The sequence below is a fragment of the Algoriphagus boritolerans DSM 17298 = JCM 18970 genome, from assembly GCF_900108085.1.
GTDB lineage: Bacteria > Bacteroidota > Bacteroidia > Cytophagales > Cyclobacteriaceae > Algoriphagus > Algoriphagus boritolerans.
In genome coordinates, this window is record NZ_FNVR01000001.1 from 418,927 (window position 1) to 435,448 (window position 16,522).

Genomic DNA, 16,522 nt, shown 5'->3' on the forward strand with positions numbered 1-16,522 from the left:
AAACTGGCTAAGACCTAAAAGAAAAGGAAAAAAGAGAAAGTCGGGTCGATTTTTGAATTGTCCAAATCATACCCGCCGACACATTTCTCAACTTCCATTTCAACATCCCGGGACTGAAAGGGCGAAGCTGTGTTCAAGAGTCTTAGTTTTAGCGATCTTAAAAATTTTTAATTGTTAAGGGTTCAATGTTCAGTGTTTTTATTCAGAATATGATTGTCCGCAAAGAAACCAGTAGTCAAATTAAATTAAAGTGGTGGTGATTGTTTGTTAATCTAAGATCCGAAGGATCAAAACAATTCATAACCCCCGGTCTAGCCGGGGGTAAAGTCAAAATGATAAAATCTGGAGCCCCGAAGGGGCGATACCTTGAAATTTCACCCTTTCAGGGCTCTAAGGAAAGGAATTCAATGGATACCCTGCACTTCGTACAGGGTCATGAATGGTTTAGCTCCTTCAGAGCTATTTAGGATTTGTTTTGAAATTTTAATGAATTATCGACTTCAAAAATCTTCTCTTTCTTTCCTCTTTCTATTGGTGACATCGCAGGCATACAGATTATTTATTAAAGAAATTCAGATAAAAAAGGTAACAAGTTTGGTTAATAAGGGTAGTCTATTGAACATCGAACTCGATTGATTGAATTCTGAACATCAAACTTTGGTATCTTAACCCTGAACTTTGAACCCTGAACCTTTTAATTATCCGGCTGAACCTAAGCGATAATACGATGTCTACGACAATCAACGTCCTCCTCTCAGGCGGGGTCGGATCCCGACTTTGGCCCTTGTCAAGAAAATCAAGACCTAAACAATACCTGCCTATTTTTGAGGAACAAACCCTCTTTCAGAAGACCGTTTTGAGAAATCGTGCCTTTTGCGATGACGTAGTTGTGGTGGGAAACTGTGACAATTACCAACTTTCACAAAAGGACCTGAAAGAATCAGAAATTACAAATTATACGGAGATAGTGGAAGCTTGCCCCCGGAATACCGCGGCGGCAATTGCTTTTGCCGCATTTGCTACCAAATCCGAAACTATCCTTTTTATCACACCTTCTGATCATTTGATTGAAGAAGGGGAGTCCTATGCAAATGCCGTCAATCGGGCGATCCAACTCGCAAAAGAAGGCTTTATTGTAACCTTTGGGCTCAAACCTACCAAGCCTGAAACAGGCTACGGATACATTGAGGCAGAAGGAGAAAACGTGAAAAGCTTCCGTGAAAAGCCGGATTTGAAGACTGCAGAAGCATTTTTGGAAAATGGATCTTTTTTCTGGAATTCAGGCATGTTCTGCTTTCAGGCAGGAATCTATTTAGACGAACTCCAACGCCTTGAACCTGAGGTTTATCATTCGGCTAAGGAAGCTTATGAAAATTCCAAAGACGGGAAATTGGATTTCGATCTTTCCATGAAAATCCCGGCTATATCCGTCGATTATGCAGTAATGGAGCGAACTGATCGGATAAAAATGGTTAATTCACAGTTCCAGTGGAGTGATATGGGTTCTTTTGAGTCTATTTATGATTATCTGGAAAAAGAAGGCCATCCCAAAGATGAACTGGGCAATATGGTCATTGGCACCGGACTCCACACCGAATTCGCAGGTCTGACCAATACCCTATTAATCCAAACTCCGGATGCCATCTTGGTTCTCAAAAAGGAAAATGCCCAGGATGTAAAAAAAATCTACGAGCGGCTCGAGAAAGAAAAGACGGAACTCGTCTGAAAATGTTGTTTTTGGTTAATAGTTAATTGATAAAAGTTGGCCAAAATCGAAAACTTTGAAGATTTGGAAATTTGCCAGAGAGTTATCTTTAATTGTTAGGATACTGTCGAATGAAGTATTGTTTGCCAAGGATCTCAGGTTTTCATCCCAAATTAACTCAGCGGCTGGTTCATTTATGGACCCTGTGAAAAAATAATGTACTACGTTTATTTACTTCAAAGCCTTAAAGATAAAAAGTTTTATACTGGATTTACTTCTGATAGCAAGCGTAGGTTTGAGGAGCACAACACCGGTTTGGTAACCGCAACAAACTACAGCTTACCATTAAATTTGGTTTATTACGAATTTTGTCTTAATCAACACGATGCAATTCATAGGGAGAAGTATCTAAAGTCAGTAAATGGCAAAAGATATATTAAAAATCGACTAAAAAATTTCCTCCTGGAATAGTATTTCACAGGGTCGCCGAAGGATTTGAAAGAGACGGTAACAAGGAGTTTATTAATTTTCTGTATATAGCGAAAGGATCAAATGGAGAAGTTCGATCACAAGCATACAGCGCATTTGATGTTCAATTTATTAATCAAGAATCTTTTGAAGATATGCTGAGGAGAACAGATATTTTGAAAATAAAAATCATTAATCTGATTCTAACTTTGAAGTTCGGTGGTCCGAAAGGCTACAAATAATGCTCGAATTTACGCTTAATAATTAAACTTTTAACCACTTAACCACTTAACCCCCAACCATGAAACGAATTCTTATCACCGGAGGCGCCGGATTTTTAGGGTCTCACCTTTGTGAGCGATTGCTGAATGAAGGCAATGAAGTCCTTTGTGTCGACAACCTATTCACAGGCAGAAAGTCCAATATCCACCACCTTTTGGATAACAAAAACTTTGAATTCCTAAGGCATGACGTGACTTTTCCGCTCTTTGTGGAAGTGGATGAAATCTACAACTTAGCCTGCCCTGCCAGCCCGGTTCACTACCAGTTTGACCCGGTACAAACGACCAAAACATCGGTGATCGGGGCAATTAACATGCTCGGCCTGGCTAAGCGACTCAAAATCAAAATTCTTCAGGCAAGCACCTCGGAGGTATATGGTGATCCGGAAGTTCACCCCCAACCCGAATCCTACAAGGGAAGTGTCAGCACCACCGGTATCCGTGCCTGCTACGATGAAGGAAAGCGATGTGCAGAAACCCTTTTCTTTGATTACCACAGACAGCATAAGGTAGCCATCAAGGTCATGCGAATCTTCAATACTTACGGCCCCAGAATGCACCCCAACGATGGGAGAGTGGTAAGTAATTTTATTGTGCAGGCATTGAAAGGTCAGGATATCACCATTTTTGGAGACGGAAGGCAAACCCGCAGCTTCTGCTACGTGGATGACAACATAGAGGGGATGTGCCGCCTGATGAATTCACGGGATGGATTTACCGGGCCGGTCAACATTGGCAATCCGGGTGAATTTACCATGCTGGAACTTGCCCAACTGGTCATCGAAATGACAGGAAGCAAAAGCCAATTGAAGTTTTTACCCCTACCTCAGGATGATCCCATGCAGCGCAAACCCGTCATTGACCTGGCCAAAAAAGAACTCGACTGGGAACCGAAGATAGATCTTCGATCAGGACTGGTCAAGACGATTGATTATTTCGACAAGCTTCTGAAGGGTTAATGGTTAAATAGTTAAGCGTAAAGCGGTGGATTGAGTCATTGCAAGCGATTTTTTTAATTATCAAATCACCTTTAAGCCCTATGATCCCGAATCAATCTTTCGGAATAAAACAAAAGATCGCTTCGTCGCAAGGAGGTTTTGAATAAGGAAATAGGTAAAGTTCTGCTCCTCGCGATGACTTCGACCCAAAACGCTGCCAACAGCGACTGACCACCGAAATCTCAATTCAACGGTTCTACAATTCAGCAATTCAACAATCGCCTGGACTTAACGAATTAACCCTTAACTCAATGGATCAATTCAACAGTTAACCGATTCATCGATTCAGTTATTCACCAATTCAGCAGTTAAATAATCCTTACCCCAAACAGTCAATTCAACGAATACATTCCAAAACCAACATATTTACTAAAAAACGCTACACGTATTCATTTTTTTGCTTTTTGTTTATAAAAAATATAGTTTTGCTCACCGTATGAATAGTTTGTTTTTTGACTATTCAAATTGTTTATCCCCCCTTTTTTAAAACAATGAGCATACTAAATTTCTTTAGTAAAGCAGTGACGGGCTATAAAAACAAGACCCGTACGCTGTTAGGACACAAGGTCGTTTACAAGTACACCGGCAAGTCTGTCCTTTTTGATCCGTTCACCATGATCAGGGAATTGCAGTATCGATTCCAAGATGCTACCATCCTGGATTGCCCAGTCAACCTGGAGGAAGAAATCCTTACCCAAGAATTACGGGAACCGGAATACGTTCTGCCCAATGTCATATTCACTTGTAAAATTCCGGAGGGTGAGTTCCGGGTAAAGCGATTTGTCCGGAATCCGGGCAATAAGCCGATCAGTATTTATGATTTTTTTTTAGATGGAAAATTTCTGGCAAAATTCAAACGCATCTATGACTATGGGGCAGCTTTTGACAAATTATGTCAAAGTCCTGAAATTTTGGAGCAACTCCGGCAAAAAGAGTCCATTCAGGGTTTTCGATTGCCTTGCCTTATGGGGACAGAGATTTATGTTGAAAATTTTAGTCACAGCCAAACCTGGCTGATCTATGATTTGGAGGGCTTAAATCGGGTGCAATCCTCCTTTTGATGCAAAAAAATGTATTCAAAACGCATAATACCTGATGTATAAAATAAGCTAAAAAATCACCCAAACTGAGTACTTAAATTACTCGATTTTTTATCTTTGTAGCATCAATTTTGATCAGCAAAAAATGGCTTTTTAGCTGGCCTTTTTAGAAAATAAATCTCTTTAAAAAATCTCCTTTCCTGAGGAGTATTATACAAACTAAGCTTTAAAAGCTAAGTAGCAGAATAAGCGAAAATTCCGGAGCCAAACTAGAGGTAGTTCATCCCTTTTCCCTCCCGCTCCGAAAAATTTTCCTTCCAGCTGGGACTGAAAGGGCGAAGCTGTGATAAATTTGTAATTGTCAAGAAATTAAGTTCAAAGTTGAATTTTTGGCAGTAGGGAGTAGACCAGTCCATTGATCCATAGAACGCTGAATAGCACTTTAATCCTTTCTCTTTTACAAAATTTTTGTTCGATGTTCATAATTTGGCCGAACCTGGAAAGCTCAACTCAACAGTTCGACAATCCAACGGTTCAACAACCCTTGAACTCTGAACTCACTGAACACTGAACCTTCAAATCAAGGCTTCAACAAGTGGTCAGTTAACCAATTCTTTGATTATTCCTTTCAACAATAAACAAATTCAAAAAACAACCTTGACCATCAACCACCACTCCAGAATCTACATCGCCGGCCATCGAGGAATGGTAGGATCCGCCATTTGGAGAGCTTTAGAAGCCAAAGGCTATTCTAATTTGATAGGAAAAACCTCAGCTGAATTGGATCTGAGAAATCAGAAGGCTGTTTCTGATTTTTTCCAAACCGAAAAACCCGAAGTAGTCATCGATGCAGCAGCACGCGTAGGAGGAATCTTGGCGAATAATGAGTACCCCTATCCGTTTCTGATGGAGAACCTGCAGATTCAAAATAATCTGATTGATTATTCTTTGAAAGCTGATGTGAAAAAATTCATCTTCTTAGGTTCCTCTTGCATCTATCCCAAACTTGCTCCCCAACCTTTAAAAGAGGAATACTTGCTTACAGGTCCATTGGAGCCGACCAACGAATGGTACGCCGTGGCAAAAATCACCGGAGTAAAGGCTTGCGAAGCCATTCGAAAGCAATTTGGAAAGGACTACATCTCCTTGATGCCGACTAATTTGTATGGACCATACGACAATTTTGACTTGAAAACCTCTCATGTTCTGCCTGCAATGATTCGTAAGTTTCATGAAGCTAAACAGTCAACAGTCGACGGTCGACAGTCGACAGTAAGCTTATGGGGAAGTGGAACACCGATGAGAGAGTTTTTATTCGTGGAAGACTTAGCAGATGCCGTGGTTTTTGCTTTGGAAAATAAGTTTGAAGATAACCTATACAATGTAGGAACAGGTGCTGACTTAACGATTCGCGAACTTGCTGAGTTGATCCAAAAGACAGTGGGTCATGCGGGAGAGATCATCTGGGATTCCTCCAAACCCGATGGCACGCCTAGAAAATTGATGGACGTATCCAAAATGGAAAAGGCCGGCTGGAAAGCTAAAGTGGGATTGGAAGAGGGGATAAAAAGAACCTATGTGTGGTTCCTCGAACATCAGGACTCCTTTAAAGAAGTGAAAATCTAGTGCTCGCTTGATTAGTTACACAGCGGACCACAGAGGACAGCAGAGGAGGCACAGAGTTTTGCTCGCAAGCTTGCAAGATTAATTACACGGAGTTACACTGAGGGTTGCACGGAGTTTCACAGAGTTTGCTCGCAAGCTCGCAAGATTAATTACACAGAGTTTCACAGAGAAATGCACAGAGTTGCTAGCAAGCTCATAAAAAAATATAACACAGCGTTCCAAAGGTTCTAAAAAGAAAAAATTGATAAAATAAAACTCCGTGAGCCTCCGTGTTAACTCCGAGCAACTCCGTGTTCCTAAAAAAAATACTCCGCGTTACAAATAAAAATTAACCTCCGTGAGCCTCCGTGTTTAACTCCGTGGGACTCCGTGTCACTAAAAAAAAAAATACTCCGTGAGCCTCCGTGTTCCAAATAAAAAATTAACCTCCGTGAGCCTCCGTGTTAACTCCGCGGGACTCCGTGTACCTAAAAAAATACTCCGCGGGACTTCGTTATGACAAGAAAAAAATGCTTGAAAAAGAGGACCTAACAGAGCAAATTCTGAATTGTGCATTTAAAGTACATTCCAAGCTTGGCCCTGGTCTTCTTGAATCTGCTTACCAAGCCTGTTTTAAGTATGAGTTAGAGAAATCTGGATTTGAGGTGAAATCCGAAGTTCCAGTGCCTTTGATTTATGAAGAGATCAGGTTGGAATGCGGATATAGAATCGATTTATTAGTTGAGGATCAAGTAATTCTTGAATTGAAAACTGTCGAGCAAATAACAGATGTCCATAAAGCTCAAATCTTAACTTATTTGAAATTCTCAGGATATCGGGTTGGATTATTGTTGAATTTCCGGACTAAAAGTCTTGTAAAAGGTCTCCACAGGTTTATTCTTTAAAAAAAATAAAACTCCGTGAGCCTCCGTGTTTAACTCCGCGGGACTCCGTGTCCCAAAATAACCTCCGTGAGACTCCGTGTTAACTCCGAGCAACTCCGTGTCCCCAAAAAATAAAACCTCCGTGAGCCTCCGTGTTTAAATCCGAGTAACTCCGTGTTCCAAAATAAACTCCGCGGCACTCTGTGTCCCTAAAAAATGAAAACTGCCTTAATAACAGGAATCACCGGCCAAGACGGCTCCTACCTAGCCGAACTTTTACTCGAAAAGGGCTACCATGTCCACGGCATCAAGCGTCGGGCCTCCTCTTTCAATACCCAGCGTATCGACCACCTCTACCAGGATCAGCACCAGAGTAATGTCAATTTCACCTTGCATTACGGTGACCTGACAGATTCCACGAATATCATCCGAATCATTCAGGAGGTCCAACCGGACGAGATCTATAACCTAGGCGCAATGAGCCATGTAAAGGTTTCCTTTGACTCTCCGGAGTACGTGGCCAATGTGGATGGTATCGGAACTTTGAGAGTTCTCGAAGCAGTTCGAATTTTAGGTTTGGAGAAAAAGACCAGAATCTATCAAGCTTCAACATCCGAGTTGTATGGTGGAATGCCGGAAAACAAGAATGCAGCAGGATTCTACGACGAAAGTTCACCTTTCTACCCACGCTCTCCTTACGGTGCCGCTAAAATCTACGGATTCTGGATTACTAAAAACTACCGGGAAGCCTACGGGATGTTTGCCTGCAACGGCATCCTCTTCAACCATGAATCCCCAAGAAGAGGGGAGACCTTTGTCACCCGCAAGATCACCATGGCTGCGGCTGCGATTGCTTTAGGGAAGCAGGATTGCCTATACTTGGGCAACTTGGATGCGCTTAGAGACTGGGGCCATGCCAAGGATTATGTCAAAGCCATGTGGCTTATCCTTCAGCAAGACAAACCGGAAGACTTTATCATCGCCACTGGCAAGACCACCAAAGTTCGTGACTTTGTTCAAATGGCCTTCGCCCACGTGGGCTTTACCCTACGCTGGGAGGGAACAGGCGTCGATGAAGTTGGGATTCTGGCAGGTGTAGATGAACAAAAGTACTTTGAGGCAACAGGTGTCGCCCTGAGCACCTTAGCGACGGGAGTCGATAAGTTCGAAGGCCTTTCCATTGGAACAATCTTAGTAAAAATCGACCCTGCCTACTTCCGCCCAACCGAAGTCGACCTCCTCCTAGGCGACCCAACAAAATCCAAAACCCAATTGAGCTGGGAGCCTGAATACGATCTAGCTGGACTAATAGATGATATGATGGGTTCTGATATCAAGTTAATGCAAAAGGATATGCACTTGATGCAAGGTGGGCATGAGGTTCATAGACATTCGGAGTAGAAAATTCAAATGATGTTTATTTGAATAAAAAATAATGATTTATGGTATTTTTCAGTTAAAAAAGAATGCTTTTTAACTCAATTGAATTCGCAATATTTCTTCCTGTAGTTTTTATCCTTTATTGGTTTGTAACCAGTAAGGCTCTAAAATTGCAAAATCTCTTAATAGTTGCAGCAAGCTATCTATTTTACGGGTGGTGGGACTGGCGTTTTTTATCACTAATTATATTCAGCACTATACTGGATTTTTCCATAGGAATATTATTATCAAGTCAGCAAAATGAACTGAAGCGAAAAGTACTCCTTTGGACGAGTATCATTATTAACCTAGGACTTTTAGGTGTATTCAAGTATTATAACTGGTTCTTGGATTCATTATATAATGTGATCCCGGGTTTGCAGGTCATAGCAGGATTTAATTCCCTTGATATCTTGCTTCCTGTGGGAATCAGTTTTTACACATTCCAAACTTTGAGTTACACCATAGATGTATATAAAAAAAGTATGGAACCAACAAAAGATCTAGTGGAATTTGCTGCATTTGTCAGCTTTTTTCCACAGCTTGTAGCTGGTCCTATAGAACGGGCTAATCACCTGCTTCCTCAGTTTCAGATCAGAAAATCATTTAATTATGCGTATGCAGTTGATGGTCTGCGTCAAATACTCTGGGGACTATTCATGAAAGTGGTAATTGCTGATAACTGTGCCGGATTTGCTAATCAGATATTTAACAATTCAGATAACTTAAGCGGAAGTACCTTAGTATTAGGAGCTATTTTCTTTACTTTTCAGATTTATGGTGATTTCGCAGGTTATTCAAATATAGCAATTGGAACTTCTAAGCTATTTGGATTTGATTTAATGCAAAATTTTAATTATCCATATTTCTCCAGAGATATTGCGGAATTTTGGAGAAGATGGCATATTTCTCTATCCACTTGGTTCCGAGATTACTTATACATTCCTTTAGGTGGTAGTCGTGGGAGTAAATGGGAAAAAGTGAGAAACATTTTTATAATATTTATTGTAAGTGGATTTTGGCATGGCGCAAACTGGACATTTATAGTATGGGGTGCATTAAACGCCTTATATTTTTTGCCTTTATTACTGACCAATGCAAACCGAACACATGTTGGCGAGATTGCAAAAGGTAAGACCCTTCCATCAGCAAAAGAATTTTTATTAATCTTATTCACTTTCGGACTTACTGTATTTGCTTGGATATTTTTTAGAGCAGAAAACCTCAATCATGCAATTACATACATAGGAAAGATATTATCTATGTCGTTATTTGAAATTCCAAGATTTAATGATATGAGAAATGCTTTAATTCTAATATTGATAGTTGCGATATTTCTTATAATTGAATGGAATGGCCGGGGGGAAAGATATTCTATCTCGAATTTAGGATTAAAATGGAAAAAACCAACTAGATATTTTTTCTATTATTGTATTATAGGTGCAATATTTTGGTTTGGCGGGAAAGAGCAACAGTTTATATATTTTCAATTTTAAATGGGTGATATGAAAATATTTGTAGTTAATCTAACAAATTTTTTTGTACCTTTTTTATTCTTTGTAATAATCGCAATTGCAATTCCTGTTACTCCAAGGGCCTCCAAATCCTTGCTGTTTTCTTCTGAGAAAAAGAATTTATTATTAACAACGGTGCCAAATCCAAGAATTATATTCGTTGGTGGATCCAATTTAAGTTTTGGCTTAAATAGTCAAATAATAAAAGATTCATTAGGGATGAACCCAATAAATACTTCTATTCATGCATCCTTAGGATTGAAATATATGATGGAAAGCACATTAAAGTATGTCAAAGAATCGGATATTATTATCCTTGTACCTGAGTATAGTCAATACCACCGATCGATCAATTCGGGATCTGAAGAATTAATGAGAATTATTTTTGATGTAGACATTTTAAACTTAATGGATTTGAGTATTATCCAGATCTTTAATATAATACCCTATTTGCCAAAATATGGAATGTCTAAATTTAAAATCACTGAATATTTTAATGTTAAAGAAAGTGATATTTATTCTGTTAACTCATTTAATGAATTCGGAGACGCAGTTTCCCATTGGAGTTTACCAAGACAGGAATTTCGTCCTTATCCCCAAATAAATACAAAATTTAATCCAGACGTAATAAAATGTATTATACAATTTGGTAATGAATTGCAGAAAAAGAACGCAATTCTTTTAATTTCTTATCCAGGATTTCAATCTACATCCTATAATAATTCGCATAAACAAATTTATAATGTGCAAAATAAACTTGAAGAATCCGGTTTATTTGTAATTGGAAAGGCCGATAGGTATAAAATTCCTGATTCCTTAATGTTTAATACACCTTACCATTTAAGCAAAAATGGGGTGGATTATCGTACAATTTTATTAATAGAAGATATTAGTAAAGCACTCAAAAAATTGGATTATAATTAGTTAATTTTAAAAAAAAAATAATTTTTTAATTATTTAAAATATAAATAAATTATTTTTTTATTTAGCCATCTAAGTATGTCGTTAGTAGTACCTTTTCCTGCAACAACCGTGAACTAGGAAACTTATTAGGTGAATACCGAAATGCTGAATAGGGTCGGAGTCCATCAAAATAATGACATTTCTTGGAAAGCAGAGAGGAGTGAAGGCCTATCCATTGGAACAATCTTAGTAAAAGTTGACCCCGCCTACTTCCGCCCAACCGAAGTCGACCTCCTTCTCGGCGACTAAACAAAATCCAAAACACAATTGGGTTGGGAACCGGAATATGATTTGGAGGGATTGGTAGAGGATATGATGAGGGGGGATCTCAGCGTGTATAAAAAAGTCTAAAATTTCACAGCATGTTTTGGAGACTCCAGTGATAGGAATCAATTAGTCCAAAAAATTTAAACACAAGTCCATTTTGTTATTAGATTTGATTGGATAACAACCAAAGTTCTTAACTTTATAGATTATAGTAGTGAAAGAAACCACCTCCAAAATTTAACCTTCAGATTTTTCCAGCCACTTATTCTGGGATGTAGGGTGTTGGAATATGGGAATTTGAATGATTGGAAAATACTTAAAACAATCTATGGTCACGATGAAATAAAAAAGATTGTTGCGACAATTCGATCAATGGATGAAGTAACACTTTCATTCCTTTGCGTCTTGTTTGATTTAGAAAGAACAAATTTTAGATGCTATACCAACAAACAGTCAGCCCAAAGCTTCTGGAAATCTTGACTGCTTCGATAAGTAATTCCTATTTTGGGGAGTAGGGTATTAAAATAATAACTTTAGGAACCAATTACCTTCTCAACATCCTGTTCCGAACTTTTATGGGGAAGGGCTAGAGGGTAATGTTCGAACTCGAAATAGACAACTAAAAGAAAATTAGGTTTTGAATAAAAAGAAAATTTCAAATTTTTCCCTAACTTCTACCATGTCTAAAACCAAAAAACAAATAAACCTTGTGGAAGAGCCTTACGTGGAAACATACCAAATCCCATTGGAGCAAAAGGTGATGCAATTTTTGCGAATAGCTGAGACACTACCTCCCACAAAGCTTAAGGAAATTGTTGAAAAACTCGAATAATTGATGAGTACCAAGCCGATTGATTCCGATTTCTCCTTATTTCTGTTGGAAGATCCAATTATGAGTGATGCCCAATTTGAAACATTTCTCCAGAATAAAAGGCTTAGAAATTCTTGCTAGCTAAAGAGAAACTTAAGGTTCATAATACAGTAACGGAACATAAAGCCAAGACTTTACCATTAACCAATCAACCATCCAACCCTTAACGTAGGCCTTGTACTTATTAAGGTAGACCTGAGTAATTTTAGGCCGACGGGAGTCGATCTCCTGCTCGGTGACCTGACCAAATCCAAAACCCAAACGGCTGGGAACCGCAGTATAATATTGATGGATTGGCGGAGTATATGATGAACACTGATATTAGGTTGATTCAATATGATATATTCTTATTAGAAAAGGGGCATGAGGTATATAGATAATTGGAGTAATAATTAGGTAAGATTAAATCTCATCAAATGTTAGTTTTTTTTATTTTTTATTATTATTATTAATATGACTATTTTGAAGGAGTTTAACTAATCTGTAATCTGTATTAAATCCTAAAGACAGTTTGACTTTATATTTATAGTTAAATTTAAAACTTCTGACATCAATTTCTTCTTCCAAACTCATAGCCAAAAATACTCTGTTTCTGTATTTTCGAATGATGCTAACTTTAGTTGTCTCGCTATATACATCAAGAGTTATTTTAAATGTACTTGGTGTTCAAGATTATGGTATATATACTGTAGTTGGAGGGATTGTGGCTATGTTTGGATTTTTTAACTCAGCCATGTCATCTGCAACTCAGCGATATTTGGCAATAGAAATTGGAAAAGGAAAGGATGGAGATGTAAGAAAAGTTTTCAACTCTAGTTATCTTATCCATATAGGTATTGCTTTTGTTGTGTTAATGTTTGCAGAGACTTTAGGTCTTTGGTTTTTAAATAATAAACTCAAAATACCTATTAATAGAATCGATGAAGCAAACTTTGTTTATCAATTCTCAATAATTGCTAGTTTAATTACTATAAGTCAAGTACCTTTCAATTCCTTGATTCTAGCTAAGGAACGAATGAATATATTTGCAGTCATTAGTATAGTTGAAGTTGTACTCAAACTATTAATTGTTTATTTGTTATTTATTTCTCCTTTTGACAAGTTGAAAAGTTATTCGCTACTTACAGTTTTTGTTTCTATAAGTATTTATTTTGTATATAAAAGTTATTGTTTAAAAAAATTTGATGAATCTAAATTTAAAATTTACAAGGATAAAATATTTTTTGTCGAATTATTAACTTATTCAAGCTGGAATTTATTTGGTAATTTTGCTGCTATTTCTAAGCAACAAGGAAATAATATTTTATTAAATATTTTCTTTGGATCAACTTTAAATGCAACTTTTGGTGTTATGTTACAAGTTCAATATGCAGTAAGTTCATTTGTACATAATTTTCAGACCGCAGTAAATCCTCAAATTTACAAAAATTATGCGCAAAACAATTATTGTAAAGTTGAGAAATTAATTCTGCAGAGCTCTCGGTTTTCGTTTTTCTTATTGCTTATTTTAATAAGTCCTATAATTTTCAATATCAATTTTATTTTACTTTGGTGGCTTAAAAATCCACCAGAGTATTCCAATATTTTCGTTACTCTTATTTTGATCAATTTGTTAATTGAATCTATATCCTACCCTTTAATTACCGCTGCACTAGCTACCGGAAGAATTAGAAATTATCAAATTGTTATTGGAACTATTCTCTTTTTAAATTTGCCTATTTCATATGTTTTTTTTAAATTTCTCAATAATCCTTTTGTTTTTCTTTATATAGCTATTGCTTTGTCGATAGTATCTCTATGTTTTAGAGCTTTATTCTTAAGATCATTAATAAATTTTAAAATCATTAACTTTATGAGATATACTATTTTACCTATTGTAATTTTATTTTCCCTTAATTTATTTTTATTTTTTTTTCTAAAAGGCTACTTAGGTATTTCAAGTGAAATTTTTGACGTTATTAAGTCATCTCTTGTAATTTTAGTAATTAATTTAACTATTATTTATTTATTTGGAATTCAAAAATCTGAAAAGGATACAATTAGAAATTATATTTTGGCAAAGATCAAGTAATGAAAGCAAGTATAACTGATTTAGTAGCTAATGGTCTCTGCACTGGTTGTGGAATTTGTACATCTGAGAGTGCAGGAGCTTTAGAAATGAAATGGAATGAAGACGGTTTTCTCATTCCTGTACATAATGGTCAAAAGTATGATATGGAAAGAACAGTAAAGCTATGTCCTTTTAATCCTAGTCCAGATGACTCCATCAAGGATGAAGATGTTCTAAGTTTGAAATATTTGAAGGATACTACACAATATGATGATCGTGTTGGTCGATTTTTAAATACTTATGTAGGATATAGCAACCAATTTAGGTCTACTTCTTCATCTGGAGGTATTGCTACTTATGTATTTAAGCAACTACTCATTTTAAATATAGTAGATTATATATATATTGTAAAGGAAGATAATGGATCATACTCTTATCAATTATTCAACAATATTGAAGAGATAGAATCTGTTTCTAAAACAAGATATATTCCAGTTACCATGGAGAGTCTGTTTAAACAAATAAATTGTCTTGACGGAAAAATTGGTATTTCTGGAGTTGCCTGTTTTGTTAAAGCTATTCGATTAAAACAACATTATCATCCAGATCTATATCAAAAAATTCCATTTTTAGTTGGTATAATTTGTGGTGGATGGAAGAGTAGTTTTTTTTCTGATTTTCTGTCTCAGACAGCTGGAATTCAAAATGAATATTCTGAGCAAGAATATAGAATTAAGGATCCAAAAAGTTTAGCATCTGATTATTCATATGGTGCAAAGGATGATCTAGGGAATTTTCATAGTATTAAAATGGCGAAAGTAGGGGATATGTGGGGAACTGGATTATTTAAATCTAGAGCATGCGATTTTTGTACAGATGTAATGACAGAACTCGCCGATATATCTTTAGGGGATGCTTGGCTTCCTGAATATCGGAATGATGGATTAGGAAATAATATTATTGTTACTAGGAGTAAAATGGCTGATCTGATAATTTCCAATGGAATTTCATCTGGTGAATTAAAAGTTAGTTTTATTTCAACGGGTAAAATTATTCAATCCCAGTTGCCAAGTTTTGCGCATAGACAAGATGCAATAAAATTTCGTTTAAATATCTCAAATTTTAAAGGGCATTTGACTCCTTATATTAGAAAGCGAGTTCTAAAATCAATTTCATTAGCTTATAGCTTAGTTCAAATCCAAAGGGAGCGAACACGTTATAGAAGTTTTAAATATTGGAAAGAAAGTAAAAATTCAAATGTTTTTATTGATAAAATAAACTTTGATCTAAAACTTTTAAAATATCTAACAAAAATATATCACAGATTAAGAAATTTATGAAAATTGGTATTCTTACACAACCTTTGGGCCATAACTATGGAGGAATTTTGCAGAATTTTGCATTACAGAAGTTTTTAAGAAACAACGAATATAGTGTCTCTACAATTAATCTTCGTGGTTTACAAAGAAAAAGTTCTTTACAAAGTCGATTTAAAACACAAGTTGCTATTTCTATTAAAAAAGTAGCTAAATCTTATATTTCCAAAGATAGTTTATATTTAGCTCTTCAAGACTTTATTCAAAATGAAATTATCTTAACAGAGCCTTATAATGCTCCATTAAAACGCACCACTTTAACCAATCATAATTTTGATACATTTATAGTCGGTAGTGACCAAGTTTGGCGTCCTTCATACTCGCCCAATCTTTTGAATTATTTTCTTGATTTTTGTAAAGAAGAACAAGTTCGTAAGATCTCATATGGGGCTTCTTTTGGTAATGGGGAAAGTGAATATACTTCAAAAGAATTAATTGAATGTAAAAAGCTTCTTTCTTTATTTGACGGAGTTTCAGTTAGAGAAGAAACAGGTGTCAAATCCTGCAAAGATCTTTTTGACATCAATTCAACTTTAGTCTGTGACCCAACACTGCTTCTTTCTGCCGATGATTATAAATCCAAAATAAATAAATTCCACGGTAATTCTATTTGTGCATTTTACCTATTAAGCCCTAATTTTGAGAAAATTAGTTTTATTTTAAGTTACTGTAAAAAAAATAATTTGATACCTGTTTCTATGACTCCACTCAAACACTCAAATTCTGAGACGGCGAAGCATATTTTTTCGCCTACTTATATGATATCAGTCTCTGAGTGGTTAGGTTTTATATCAAATAGTAATTTAGTAATCACAGATTCTTTTCATGGGACTATTTTTTCTGTGATTTTTAATACACCATTTTTGACATTCGATAATCCTAGTCGAGGATCGGATCGAATTAAAGGATTCCTGAATATAACAAATTTAGAAAATCATTTTTTATCAAATGAAACGACGATTGAAAGCGAAAATCATTTGATTCCAACAATTGATTGGCAAATTGTAAATGAGTCATTAAGACCATTAGTAGAATCGTCCAAGCATTTCCTTAATTATCATTTAAAATTAAATTGATTTTG

General features: G+C 36.4%; 14 protein-coding genes. All 14 read left to right on the forward strand.

Annotated features, from left to right (window positions below):
• The first annotated feature begins 727 nt into the window (after positions 1 to 727).
• The 14 genes from C4S61_RS01825 to C4S61_RS01895 all read left to right on the forward strand — a co-directional run bounded on the left by C4S61_RS01825 (position 728) and on the right by C4S61_RS01895 (position 16,517).
• Positions 728 to 1,726, forward strand: a complete 999-nt coding sequence (locus C4S61_RS01825) for a mannose-1-phosphate guanylyltransferase (protein ID WP_103923072.1) — start codon at positions 728 to 730, stop codon at positions 1,724 to 1,726.
• 195 nt (positions 1,727 to 1,921) lie between these two features.
• Complete coding sequence (locus C4S61_RS01835; RefSeq protein ID WP_103923074.1) at positions 1,922 to 2,176, forward strand: GIY-YIG nuclease family protein; 255 nt, start codon at positions 1,922 to 1,924, stop codon at positions 2,174 to 2,176.
• A gap of 65 nt (positions 2,177 to 2,241) precedes the next feature.
• Entirely contained in the window at positions 2,242 to 2,415 is a 174-nt protein-coding gene (locus C4S61_RS01840) for a four helix bundle protein (RefSeq protein ID WP_235009747.1), read from the forward strand.
• 59 nt (positions 2,416 to 2,474) lie between these two features.
• The gene (locus C4S61_RS01845) at positions 2,475 to 3,413 is read left to right on the forward strand and encodes a UDP-glucuronic acid decarboxylase family protein (protein WP_103923076.1); all 939 of its coding nucleotides are present in this window, start codon (positions 2,475 to 2,477) and stop codon (positions 3,411 to 3,413) included.
• A gap of 530 nt (positions 3,414 to 3,943) precedes the next feature.
• A complete protein-coding gene (locus C4S61_RS01850) occupies positions 3,944 to 4,513 on the forward strand; it encodes a hypothetical protein (protein WP_103923077.1) in 570 nt (189 codons plus the stop codon).
• A gap of 642 nt (positions 4,514 to 5,155) precedes the next feature.
• Positions 5,156 to 6,118: a GDP-L-fucose synthase family protein gene (locus C4S61_RS01855; protein WP_103923164.1), complete on the forward strand. Its 963-nt coding sequence runs from the start codon at positions 5,156 to 5,158 to the stop codon at positions 6,116 to 6,118.
• Between the two features lie 509 nt (positions 6,119 to 6,627).
• Positions 6,628 to 7,002, forward strand: coding sequence for a GxxExxY protein (locus C4S61_RS01860; RefSeq protein ID WP_103923165.1), 375 nt, complete (start codon positions 6,628 to 6,630; stop codon positions 7,000 to 7,002).
• 195 nt (positions 7,003 to 7,197) lie between these two features.
• A complete protein-coding gene (gmd, locus tag C4S61_RS01865; RefSeq protein WP_103923078.1) occupies positions 7,198 to 8,382 on the forward strand; it encodes a GDP-mannose 4,6-dehydratase in 1,185 nt (394 codons plus the stop codon).
• A 65-nt stretch (positions 8,383 to 8,447) separates the two neighbouring features.
• Positions 8,448 to 9,896, forward strand: coding sequence for an MBOAT family O-acyltransferase (locus C4S61_RS01870; protein WP_103923079.1), 1,449 nt, complete (start codon positions 8,448 to 8,450; stop codon positions 9,894 to 9,896).
• 9 nt (positions 9,897 to 9,905) lie between these two features.
• The gene (locus C4S61_RS01875; protein ID WP_146064327.1) at positions 9,906 to 10,838 is read left to right on the forward strand and encodes a hypothetical protein; all 933 of its coding nucleotides are present in this window, start codon (positions 9,906 to 9,908) and stop codon (positions 10,836 to 10,838) included.
• Between the two features lie 585 nt (positions 10,839 to 11,423).
• Positions 11,424 to 11,624 (forward strand): hypothetical protein, encoded by a 201-nt coding sequence (locus C4S61_RS22605; RefSeq protein ID WP_407640567.1) that lies wholly within the window; start codon positions 11,424 to 11,426, stop codon positions 11,622 to 11,624.
• Between the two features lie 995 nt (positions 11,625 to 12,619).
• Complete coding sequence (locus C4S61_RS01885; RefSeq protein WP_103923081.1) at positions 12,620 to 14,086, forward strand: lipopolysaccharide biosynthesis protein; 1,467 nt, start codon at positions 12,620 to 12,622, stop codon at positions 14,084 to 14,086.
• The gene (locus C4S61_RS01890; protein ID WP_103923082.1) at positions 14,086 to 15,405 is read left to right on the forward strand and encodes a Coenzyme F420 hydrogenase/dehydrogenase, beta subunit C-terminal domain; all 1,320 of its coding nucleotides are present in this window, start codon (positions 14,086 to 14,088) and stop codon (positions 15,403 to 15,405) included. The genes C4S61_RS01885 and C4S61_RS01890 overlap by 1 nt, the downstream gene beginning before the upstream one ends.
• Entirely contained in the window at positions 15,402 to 16,517 is a 1,116-nt protein-coding gene (locus C4S61_RS01895) for a polysaccharide pyruvyl transferase family protein (protein ID WP_103923083.1), read from the forward strand. Before C4S61_RS01890 ends, C4S61_RS01895 begins: the two co-directional genes overlap by 4 nt.
• Positions 16,518 to 16,522 lie beyond the last annotated feature (5 nt).

Coding starts and splice junctions, on each gene's coding strand:
- gmd (WP_103923078.1), top strand. CDS start 7,198: ATGAAAACTGCCTTAATAACAGGAATCACCGGCCAAGACGGCTCCTAC.
- C4S61_RS01835 (WP_103923074.1), top strand. CDS start 1,922: ATGTACTACGTTTATTTACTTCAAAGCCTTAAAGATAAAAAGTTTTAT.
- C4S61_RS01845 (WP_103923076.1), top strand. CDS start 2,475: ATGAAACGAATTCTTATCACCGGAGGCGCCGGATTTTTAGGGTCTCAC.
- C4S61_RS01895 (WP_103923083.1), top strand. CDS start 15,402: ATGAAAATTGGTATTCTTACACAACCTTTGGGCCATAACTATGGAGGA.
- C4S61_RS01850 (WP_103923077.1), top strand. CDS start 3,944: ATGAGCATACTAAATTTCTTTAGTAAAGCAGTGACGGGCTATAAAAAC.
- C4S61_RS01885 (WP_103923081.1), top strand. CDS start 12,620: ATGATGCTAACTTTAGTTGTCTCGCTATATACATCAAGAGTTATTTTA.
- C4S61_RS01860 (WP_103923165.1), top strand. CDS start 6,628: ATGCTTGAAAAAGAGGACCTAACAGAGCAAATTCTGAATTGTGCATTT.
- C4S61_RS01875 (WP_146064327.1), top strand. CDS start 9,906: ATGAAAATATTTGTAGTTAATCTAACAAATTTTTTTGTACCTTTTTTA.
- C4S61_RS01890 (WP_103923082.1), top strand. CDS start 14,086: ATGAAAGCAAGTATAACTGATTTAGTAGCTAATGGTCTCTGCACTGGT.
- C4S61_RS01870 (WP_103923079.1), top strand. CDS start 8,448: ATGCTTTTTAACTCAATTGAATTCGCAATATTTCTTCCTGTAGTTTTT.
- C4S61_RS01825 (WP_103923072.1), top strand. CDS start 728: ATGTCTACGACAATCAACGTCCTCCTCTCAGGCGGGGTCGGATCCCGA.